Source organism: Zetaproteobacteria bacterium (assembly GCA_003696765.1).
Taxonomy (GTDB): Bacteria; Pseudomonadota; Zetaproteobacteria; order Mariprofundales; family J009; genus RFFX01.
Map to the genome: position 1 here is coordinate 1 of RFFX01000011.1, position 8,629 is coordinate 8,629.

Genomic DNA, 8,629 nt, shown 5'->3' on the forward strand with positions numbered 1-8,629 from the left:
CGGCTGGGCAAGGAGGCCCGCTTCGTGCAGGGGATGCGGGTGACCGACCGCGAGACGATGGATGTGGTCGAGATGGTGCTTGCCGGGCTGGTCAACAAGGAGATCGTGGCCAACATCAACCGCGCCGGCGGCCGGGCGGTCGGCCTCTCGGGCAAGGACGGCGGCCTGATCTGCGCCCGCAAGCTGGAGTTTCGCAAGGATGCCCCGGAGATGGCCGCGCCGGAGATCATCGACATCGGCCATGTCGGTACGGTGGAGCGGGTCAACCCCGAGGTGATCCATCTCTTGGAGCGCGACCGCTTCATCCCGGTGATCGCGCCGGTGGGCTACCACAAGGGGGAGGACTGCAGCTACAACATCAACGCCGATCTGGTCGCCGGCGCCATCGCCAAGGCGTTGCGGGCGAGCAAGCTGGTGCTGTTGACCGATGTTCCCGGCGTGCTCGATGACGATGGCGAGCTCGCCTCGCAGCTGACCCGGGCCCAGGCCGAGGCGTGGCGGGATGCCGGTGTGATCTCCGGCGGCATGATCCCCAAGGTGAGCTGCTGTCTCGACGCGGTCGCCGGCGGGGTGGAGCGGGCCCACATCATCGACGGCCGGCAGCCGCACGCCCTGCTGCTCGAGCTCTTCACCGACGCGGGTGTGGGGACGGCCTTCTCGGCCGGATAGGGCGTGGCGGGCAGCGTGCGCTGTTCAATATAGTTTACATCTGATCGGTTCTATGTATGGTTCGCGGTGGTGCGGCGCGAGCTTGCGCGCGCCATCGCGGTCAGGGACGGCCGCGCAAATCCGAGGCCTGCGCAGGCAACCTTCGGATTTGTAAGGCGATCGGCGAGCGCATTCTCCGATCGCCGTCAAGCGACAACTCCACGGACGGACTTGTTGCAGTTTGGCTCCATGCAGGAACTGGCGGAGACCATCCGGGATCTTCGTCTGCGGCAAGGGCTGTCGCAACGGGCGCTGGCCGAGCGGGCGGGGATCAGCGCTGCCGCGCTGTCGCAGCTCGAGGCCGGTCGGGTCTCGCCCTCGGTGGCCACGCTGGAGAAGCTGGCCGACGGTCTGGGCGTCTCGGTCGCCTCCTTCTTTCTGCAGTCGGCGCGGGATTCGGATCTGGAGATCTTCCGGCTGCAGGATCGACCCGCCGTCGCCCTCGATCAGGGCGGGCAGTTCATTCCGCTGACCGCACTGCATCAGCCGGCCGGTTTCGAGCCGATGCTGGTGCGGCTCGATGGCGGTGGCCGTTTCGACGAGGAGCAGTACGGCATCCGCAGTGCGCACGCCTTCGTCTGGGTGCGGCGCGGCCGGGCGCTGCTGGAGTATGCCGGCCGCAGCCACGCGCTGGAGGAGACCCAGTCGGTCTACTACGACGCGCGCAAGCCGCACAACTGGCGCAATCCCTTTCCCGATCCGTGTGAGCTGTTGATGGTTCGTTCGCGATGAGCATGGCGTTGGCTGTGGCGCTGGCCGCCGGGGCTGTGGCTCTGGCCGGGGGGTTGGCTGCGCCGCTGCTGGCCCGCGCGCCTCGCCGGGGCAGGGCGGTGTTGACCGCCACCACGGCCCTGGCGGCTCTGCTGGCGCTGGTCGGCGGTGCGGGCGGCCTGCTTGGTGGCGGCGGGGCGGTAGAGCTGCCGATCGGGCTGCCGTGGATGCCGATGGGGCTGCGGCTCGATGCCCTGGGCGGCTTCTTTTTGCTGGTCATCGGTGCGCTCGGGCTGCCGGTGGCGCTCTACGGCCACGGCTACCTGCGCCATGAGTCGCAGCTTGCGGCGCTGGCCTTCTTTCTGCCGCTGTTTCTGTTCGGCATGATCGGGGTGGTGCTGGCCGACGACGCCTTCACCTTCATGCTCTTCTGGGAGCTGATGAGCCTTGCCTCCTACTTTCTGGTCGTCCACGAGCATCGGCAGCCGGAGAACCGCAAGGCCGGCTTCGTCTATCTGCTGATGGCCCATCTGGCCGGGCTGCTGATCATGGGCGCCTTCGCCGTGCTCTACGCCGCCGCCGGATCGTTCCGCTTCCATGCCATGCACGATGCTGCGCTCTCGCCGTTGTGGGCCTCGCTCGCCTTTCTGCTGGCCGCGCTCGGCTTCGGCACCAAGGCGGGGGTGGTGCCGATGCATGGCTGGCTGCCCGACGCCCACCCGGTGGCGCCGTCCAATGTGTCGGCGCTGATGAGCGGGGTGATGCTCAAGGTGGCGATCTTCGGCTTCATCCGACTGGTGTGGGACTTGATCGGCCCCGACGCCTTCCAGTGGTGGTGGGGGACGCTGGTGCTGGCCGCGGGCTCGGGCTCGGCGGTCGGCGGCGTGTTGATGGCCCTGCAGCAGCACGATCTCAAGCGGCTGCTCGCCTACCACTCGATCGAGAATGTCGGCATCATCCTGATCGGTCTGGGGCTGGGCATGCTGCTCTCCCAGGCGGGGCACACCACGCTGGCCGCGCTCGGGCTGATCGCCGCGCTCTACCACACCATCAACCACGCGCTGTTCAAGGGGCTGCTGTTCATGGGCGCCGGCGCGGTGCTGCATGCCGGCGGCGGTCGCGACATGGAGGCGATGGGCGGCCTGATCCACCGCATGCCGTGGACGGCGCTCTTCTTCCTGGTCGCCTGCATCTCCATCTCCGCGCTGCCGCCGTTCAACGGCTTCGTCTCCGAATGGCTCACCTTCCAGACGGCGCTGATGGCGCCGCAACTGCACGGCGCGCTGCTCACCGCGATGGTGCCGTTCTCGGCGTCGATGCTGGCCCTGGCCGGGGCGCTGGCCGCCGCCTGTTTCGTCAAGGTGTTCGGTGTGGTCTTCCTCGGCCACGCGCGCAGCCCGGAGGTGGCGCAGGCGCGCGAGGTCGATGGCTGGATGCGGCTGGGGATGGCGTTGCCGGCGCTCTCCTGTCTGCTGCTGGGGCTGTTGCCGGCGCTGGTCGTGCCCTTGATCGACCGGGTGCCGCAGGCGCTGCTCGATGCGTCGCTCACCGCCGTCTCCGGCGGCGGCCACTGGCTGTGGCTGGTGCCGGTGGCCCGCGCCCAGGTCTCCTACTCGGCGCCGATCGCGTTGCTGGGCATGGTGGTGCTCGGCGGGCTGGTCTTCTGGCGGCTCCACCCGGCCGGATCGGCGGTGCGGCGGGCGCCGCTGTGGAGCTGCGGCAACCCTCATGTCCACGCGCGCATGCAATACAGCGCCACCAGCTTCTCCCAGCCGCTGCGCCGCATCTTCGCCGGTTTCTACCGGCCGCAGGAGCATGAACACGCCGAGCGCGCGCGCCACGAACTGCTGACCACGCGGGTGCGGTATGTGGTCCATGTCGGGGATCGGGCGGTGCAGCAGCTCTACCGGCCGCTGGCCGACGGCGTGCTGTGGCTGGCCGCGCGCGTGCGCCACGAGCATCAGCGCGGGCTGCACGCCTATCTGGCCTATACCTTCGCCACGGTGCTCTTTCTGCTGGCGGTGTTCGTCTGATGGCTTCCTGCGCTCTTACCATCGAGGCGCGGCGGTGACCTCGCTGACCATGCAGCTGCTGCAGGCGCTGTTGATGGTGCTGCTCGCCCCATTGGCTTCGGGCTTCGTCGCGCTGGTCAAGGCGCGGCTGCAGAACCGTCGCGGCGCCGGATTGCTCCAGCCGTGGCGCGATCTGCGCAAGCTCTTCGCCAAAGAGGTGGTGCTGGCGGAGAACGCCTCGTGGATCTTCCGCGCCGCGCCCTATGTGGTCTTCACCGCCACGGTGATGGCGGCGAGCGTCGTGCCGCCGCTGCTGATCGACACACCGCTGGCCCTGACCGCCGATGTGATCGCGCTGGTCGCGCTGCTCGCCCTGGCCCGCTTCTTCCTCGCCCTGGCCGGGATGGATGTCGGTACCGCGTTCGGCGGCATGGGGGCGAGCCGCGAGATGACCTTCTCCGCGCTGGCCGAGCCGGCGATGCTGATGAGCATCTTCGTCCTCTCGCTCGGGGCGCACAGCACCAACCTGACGGTGATGATCCACCATCTGCTGGTCACGCCGCCGACCATCCAGCCCTCGATCGCCTTCGCGCTGGTGGCGATGGTGATGGTCGCGGTGGCGGAGAGCGGCCGCATCCCGGTGGACAACCCCACCACCCACCTCGAGCTGACCATGATCCACGAGGCGATGCTGCTGGAGTACTCCGGCCGCCATCTGGCGCTGATGGAGTGGGCCGCGCAGGTCAAGCTGCTGCTCTTCGCCACGCTGATCATCGACCTGTTCCTCCCCTGGGGGGTGGAGATCAGCGCCGATGCCGCCGGGTTCGTGCTGGCGCTGGCCTGCTGGCTGGGCAAGCTGGTGGTGCTGCTCGGAGCGCTGGCCCTGCTGGAGACCGGCATGGCCAAGCTGCGCATGTTCGAGGTGCCGCAATACCTCGGCACCGCCTTCGTGCTCGCCTTCCTCGGGCTGATGATCCACTACATGCTGGAGGTGTCGCTGTGACGCCGGTGCAGCCCGACCTCAGCCAGCAGATCATCAACGGCCTGGCCGCGCTCACCCTGCTGATCTCCTACGCGCTGCTCGCCCAGCACCGGCTGCTGTCGGTGTTGCGCTGGTTCGCCGCCCAGGGGGTGCTGCTCGCCTGCACCGCGGCGGTGGTGGCCTTCAGCAGCGGCATGGACGAGCTCTACATCTCGGCGGTGATGACCCTGCTGCTCAAGGGGCTGCTGCTGCCGTGGATGCTGTGGCGGGTGATCCGCCGGCTGCATGTCCATCGTGAGGTCGAGCCGCTGGTCAACAACGGCGTGACCATCGCGCTGGCCGTCGGCATCACCCTCTTCTCCTTCCATGTCATCCGGCCGATCGAGGCGCTCTCCGAGCTGCTGACCCGCAACTCGATGGCCATCGCCACCGCCTGCGTGCTGCTTGGCATGTTGATGATGATCACCCGGCGCAAGGCGATCACCCAGGTGATCGGCTTCCTTTCGGTGGAGAACTCGCTCTTCTTCGCAGCGATCGGCGCCACCAACGGCATGCCGCTGGTGGTGGAGATCGGCGTGGCCTTCGATGTGCTGATCGCGGCGCTGATCCTCGGCCTCTTCTTCTTCCAGATCCGCGACACCTTCGATTCGCTCGAGGTCGATGCGCTCGATGCCTCGCTGATCCGGCGCGAGGAGGAGTCGTGACCATGTTCCTCGCCACGCTGGCGCTGCCGTTTCTCGGCGGGGTGGTGCTGGCCCTGCTGCCCGCACCACGGCTGGCGGCTCGGCTCAACATCCTGACCTCCAGCCTCACCTTCCTCTGCAGCCTGCTGCTGGCAGCCGAGGTGCTGCGCCACGCGCCGATCGACACCCCGGGCGGCTGGTTCCACCTCGATGCCTACAACACCTTTCTGGTGGCGCTGACCGCCTTCGTCGGCATGACCACCACCATCTTCTCCGGCCCCTACATGCGTCACGAGCTGGAGATCGGCCGGGTCACCCCCCGGCGCATGCGGCTCTACCACAGCATGTACCAGCAGTTTCAGTTCGGCATGCTGCTCGGTTTCACCACCAACAACATCGGCGTGCTGTGGGTGTCGCTGGAGCTGGCCACGCTGGCCACGGTGCTGCTGGTCTCGCTCTACCGCACGCCGGAGTCGATCGCCGCGGCGTGGAAATACTTCATCATCTGCGGCATGGGCATCGCGCTGGCCCTGTTCGGCACGGTGCTGATCTTCTTCACCTCGTCGGCGGTGCTCGGCCACGGCAACGCCGCGTTGATGTGGACCGAGCTCTTCGCCCACGCCCACGCGCTCGACCCGACGGTGATGAGTGTGGCCTTCTGTTTCCTGATGGTCGGCTACGGCACCAAGATCGGCCTGGTGCCGATGCACGCCTGGCTGCCCGACGCCCACGGCGAGGGGCCGACGCCGATCTCCGCCGTGCTCTCCGGGCTGCTGCTCAATCTTGCGCTCTACGCGCTGGTGCGCTGCAAGATGCTGGTCGACGGCGCCACCGGCAGCGGCATGGCTGGCCACATGATGATCGGCTTCGGCCTGCTGTCGCTGCTGACCGCGGCGTTGTCGTTGCACAAACAGTCCGACATCAAGCGGATGTTCTCCTTCTCCTCGGTCGAACACATGGGTTTGATGACGCTCGCCTTCGGCATCGGCACCCAGCTCTCCACCTTTGCCGCGCTGTTGCACATGACCGCCCATTCGCTGGTCAAGTCGGGCATCTTCTTCGCCGTCGGCCATGCGGCGCAGGCGATGGGCACCCAGCGCATGGCGCAGATCCGCGGGTTGATCGCCCACCATCCGGGGATCGGCTGGGGGCTGCTCATCGGCACGGCGGCGATCGCCGGCTTCCCGCCGTTCGGTGTTTTTATGAGCGAGTTTCTACTCTTCACCGCCACGCTGGAGCGCTATCCGTGGCTGGTCGCGCCACTGCTGCTCGGTCTGCTGGTGGCCATGGCCGGGCTGTTTCGCTTCGTTCAGCCGATGGTCTTCGGCACGCCGCCGGAGCAGGCGCGCACGGTCCAGCCGGAGATGACGGCTTCGCAAGAAGCCGGCATTCGCGACCAGGACGGTCGCGTAAGACGGGATCTTGCGGATGCAACCGATGGATTTGTAAGGGGATCGAAGACCGCGCGCTTCGATCGCCGTCAAGCAAAAAGTCCACGGACGGACTTTTTGCGATTTGAACCGGATATGGCGCCGGTCTACATCCACTTCGCACTGGCGCTGCTGCTCGGCCTCTCCATTCCGCTGGTGCTCTCCGGCTGGTACCGTCAGGCGGCCGCGCTGATCGTGGGGGTGGGCGCATGACCCTGGCGAGCAACACCTGGCTGGCCGAGCGGTTGGGCGACCACGGCATCCACAACCGCTACCTCGAGGACCACCACCCCGCCCACATGCCCTGTCTGGAGATCCGCCGGCTCGACTGGGCGGCGGCAGCCGGCGAGGCGAAGCGGCTGGGGATGCGGCTGGTGGCGCTGTGGGCGGCCGAGGCAGGCGCGCACGATGTCGATGGCGCCGGGGCACGGGCGCGCTACGGCTACATGGCCTTCGCCCATCCCGAGTATCGCCACGCGCTGTTGCGCACCGAGCTCGATGCCGACCAGCCCGAGCTGCCTTCGATCAGCGACCACTTCATCGCCGCGGTGCGCATGGAGCGTACCATGCAGGATCTCTTCGGTGTGCGCATCGATGGTCTGCCCGATGCCCGCCGCTGGCTCAAGCACGAGTCGTGGCCGGAGCAGGCCTGGCCGCTGCGCCACGATTTCGACGGCAGCACGCCGCTTGCGCCCGATCCGGCGCGGGCGGGGATCGACTACGACTACCTGCCGTGCGACAGCGCCGGCGTCTACGAGATTCCGGTCGGGCCGGTTCATGCCGGCATCATCGAGCCGGGCCATTTCCGCTTTCTCGCCGTCGGCGAGCAGATCCTCAACATGGAGGAGCGGCTGGGCTATGTGCACAAGGGGATCGAGCGGGCGATGGAGGGGCGGACGGCGTCCGAGGGGATTCGGCTGGCCGCCCGCGTCTCCGGCGACGCCACCGTCGCCCACGCCTGGGCCTTTGCACAAGCGTGCGAATACGCCGCCGGCATCGCCCCGCCGCCGCGCGCCTCGTTCCTGCGCGGGGTGCTGTGCGAACGCGAGCGGATGGCCAACCACATCGGAGATATCGGCGCCATCTGCAACGACGCCGCCTTCGCCTTCATGCACATGCAGATGAGCCGGCTGCGCGAGCAGATGGCCCGGCTGCACCACGATCTCTTCGGCCACCGGCTGCTGATGGATACGCTCACCGTCGGCGGAGTGGCACGCGACCTCTCCGCCGACGGGGTCAGGCGGCTGGCCGATCAGACGCGGGCGATTGCTGACGAGGTGGAGCATCTGCGCGCCATCTACGCCGATACGCCGTCGATCCAGCAGCGGGTGATCGGCGCCGGGGTGGTCCGTGAGGCGCAGGCGCGCGATCTGGGGCTGCTCGGCTATGTCGGCCGCGCCTCGGGGCACTACCCGGACGAGCGGATCGAAGAGGGCTATCCACCCTACGATGCGGTCGAAGTGCCGGTGCCGGAGGGGCACCTGGGCGATGTCGCCACCCGTGTCTGGGTTCGGTTCGAGGAGATCGCCGCCGCCGCGCGCATGATCATCCAGTGGCTGGAGCGGCTGCCCGACGGGGAGATCCGGCAGCCGTGGCGGCTGCCGGAGGCTGGGGTGTCGGGCTTCGCCGCCATCGAATCGTGGCGGGGCGAGATCGCCGCCTGGGTCCGTTTCGGCGGCGAGGGGCGCATCGATCGCTACTTCGTGCGCGACCCGTCGGTGGTCAACTGGCCGGGGTTGGAGCTGGCCGTGCGCACGGTGCCGGTGCCCGACTTCCCGCTGGTCAACAAGTCGTTCAACTGTTCCTACTCGGGGAACGACCTGTGATCGAGGGGTATGATGGTTTCGCAAGAAACCATCATCGCGGCCAGGATGGCCGCGCAAATCAAGAGCTTGCGTAAGCAAGTGATTGATTTGCAAGGCAAGCGAAAATCGCGCTTTTCACTTGCCGTCAAGCAAAAAGTCCACGGATGGATTTTTTGCGAGGTCATTGAAGATGTATAGGATTTTGCGTCAGATCGGTCGCTGCGGGCAGCTGACCGAGCCCTTGCCCCCGTCGGATCGCTTCTCCCTGCTCGGCGAGCGGCTGCAGCAGGAGGTCCGC

7 protein-coding genes and 1 pseudogene are annotated in these 8,629 nt (G+C 67.7%); all 8 read left to right on the forward strand.

The window, feature by feature from the left end; all coding sequences use genetic code 11:
* Nucleotides 1-669, forward strand: a 669-nt coding sequence (gene argB, locus D6682_01625; GenBank protein ID RMH52562.1) for an acetylglutamate kinase, incomplete at its 5' end; no start/stop codon positions are given.
* 228 nt (nucleotides 670-897) lie between these two features.
* On the forward strand, nucleotides 898-1,440 hold the full coding sequence (locus tag D6682_01630) for a helix-turn-helix domain-containing protein (GenBank protein ID RMH52567.1): 543 nt from the start codon (nucleotides 898-900) through the stop codon (nucleotides 1,438-1,440).
* On the forward strand, nucleotides 1,437-3,452 hold the full coding sequence (locus D6682_01635) for a hydrogenase 4 subunit B (protein ID RMH52563.1): 2,016 nt from the start codon (nucleotides 1,437-1,439) through the stop codon (nucleotides 3,450-3,452). The genes D6682_01630 and D6682_01635 overlap by 4 nt, the downstream gene beginning before the upstream one ends.
* Before the next feature lie 34 nt (nucleotides 3,453-3,486).
* Nucleotides 3,487-4,434, forward strand: a complete 948-nt coding sequence (locus D6682_01640; GenBank protein ID RMH52564.1) for a formate hydrogenlyase — start codon at nucleotides 3,487-3,489, stop codon at nucleotides 4,432-4,434.
* Between the two features lie 5 nt (nucleotides 4,435-4,439).
* Nucleotides 4,440-5,117, forward strand: a complete 678-nt coding sequence (locus tag D6682_01645; GenBank protein ID RMH52568.1) for a formate hydrogenlyase — start codon at nucleotides 4,440-4,442, stop codon at nucleotides 5,115-5,117.
* A pseudogene (locus D6682_01650) lies at nucleotides 5,114-6,433 on the forward strand (hydrogenase 4 subunit F). The gene D6682_01645 and the pseudogene D6682_01650 overlap by 4 nt, the downstream one beginning before the upstream one ends.
* A gap of 302 nt (nucleotides 6,434-6,735) precedes the next feature.
* Nucleotides 6,736-8,352 (forward strand): hydrogenase subunit, encoded by a 1,617-nt coding sequence (locus D6682_01655; protein ID RMH52565.1) that lies wholly within the window; start codon nucleotides 6,736-6,738, stop codon nucleotides 8,350-8,352.
* Between the two features lie 181 nt (nucleotides 8,353-8,533).
* Nucleotides 8,534-8,629 (forward strand): hydrogenase (locus D6682_01660; protein RMH52566.1); only part of this gene is annotated, 96 nt, incomplete at its 3' end.

Bases quoted from the DNA above. Each gene is read 5' to 3' on its own strand.
- D6682_01630 (RMH52567.1), top strand. From the start codon at position 898: ATGCAGGAACTGGCGGAGACCATCCGGGATCTTCGTCTGCGGCAAGGG.
- D6682_01635 (RMH52563.1), top strand. From the start codon at position 1,437: ATGAGCATGGCGTTGGCTGTGGCGCTGGCCGCCGGGGCTGTGGCTCTG.
- D6682_01655 (RMH52565.1), top strand. From the start codon at position 6,736: ATGACCCTGGCGAGCAACACCTGGCTGGCCGAGCGGTTGGGCGACCAC.